The sequence below is a fragment of the Pantoea sp. ICBG 1758 genome, assembly GCF_002928325.1.
Lineage (GTDB): Bacteria > Pseudomonadota > Gammaproteobacteria > Enterobacterales > Enterobacteriaceae > Pantoea > Pantoea eucrina.
On sequence record NZ_POWL01000017.1, the window covers coordinates 1 to 1,230 of the forward strand.

The window sequence follows — 1,230 nt, forward strand, 5'->3', positions numbered from 1 at the left end:
AGCCACAGGTCATCCGCTAATTTTTCAACATTAGTCGGTTCGGTCCTCCAGTTAGTGTTACCCAACCTTCAACCTGCCCATGGCTAGATCACCGGGTTTCGGGTCTATACCCTGCAACTTAGCGCCCGGTTAAGACTCGGTTTCCCTTCGGCTCCCCTATGCGGTTAACCTTGCTACAGAATATAAGTCGCTGACCCATTATACAAAAGGTACGCAGTCACCCCATAAAAGAGGCTCCCACTGCTTGTACGTACACGGTTTCAGGTTCTGTTTCACTCCCCTCGCCGGGGTTCTTTTCGCCTTTCCCTCACGGTACTGGTTCACTATCGGTCAGTCAGGAGTATTTAGCCTTGGAGGATGGTCCCCCCATATTCAGACAGGATACCACGTGTCCCGCCCTACTCTTCGAGCTCACAGCAAGTGCGTTTTCGTGTACGGGGCTGTCACCCGGTATCGCGCGCCTTTCCAGACGCTTCCACTAACGCACAAGCTGATTCAGGCTCTGGGCTGCTCCCCGTTCGCTCGCCGCTACTGGGGGAATCTCGGTTGATTTCTTTTCCTCGGGGTACTTAGATGTTTCAGTTCCCCCGGTTCGCCTCGTTTGACTATGTATTCATCAAACGATGATGCACTGGGTGCACCGGGTTTCCCCATTCGGACATCGCCGGCTGTAGCGGTTCATATCACCTTGCCGGCGCTTTTCGCAGATTAGCACGTCCTTCATCGCCTCTGACTGCCAGGGCATCCACCGTGTACGCTTGGTCGCTTAACCTCACAACCCACAGGCGTTTTGAACGCTCGTGAATCGCGATAATCTTGAGACCCGGCCGCATCGCGCATCGTTCTTATTACGGAGAACGAATACGACGCGGTCGTTTCAAATTTTCAGCTTGTTCCGGATTGTTAAAGAGCAAATATCTCAAACGCGACTCGCAAGCCGGTTTTGAGATACTGTGGAGACACCTTTCACCTGTCACCAAGCAAGTGGCGTCCCCTAGGGGATTCGAACCCCTGTTGCCGCCGTGAAAGGGCGGAGTCCTAACCGCTAGACGAAGGGGACACATCGTGTCGCGACTTCGCAGCCGTCTTGCTCATTACTTTCTATCAGACAATCTGTGTGAGCACTTCGCGGGAAGGTATCTTCAGGTAAGGAGGTGATCCAACCGCAGGTTCCCCTACGGTTACCTTGTTACGACTTCACCCCAGTCATGAATCACAAAGTGGTAAGCG

Annotated in this window: 1 tRNA gene and 2 rRNA genes; all 3 read right to left on the reverse strand. The window is 53.3% G+C overall.

The features are described from left to right. Positions 1 to 772, reverse strand: a 23S ribosomal RNA gene (locus C1Y41_RS19655); the annotation flags it as partial. A gap of 213 nt (positions 773 to 985) precedes the next feature. Beyond that, positions 986 to 1,060, reverse strand: a tRNA-Glu gene (locus C1Y41_RS19660). 87 nt (positions 1,061 to 1,147) lie between these two features. Next, positions 1,148 to 1,230: ribosomal RNA gene (locus C1Y41_RS19665) — 16S ribosomal RNA — on the reverse strand; the annotation flags it as partial.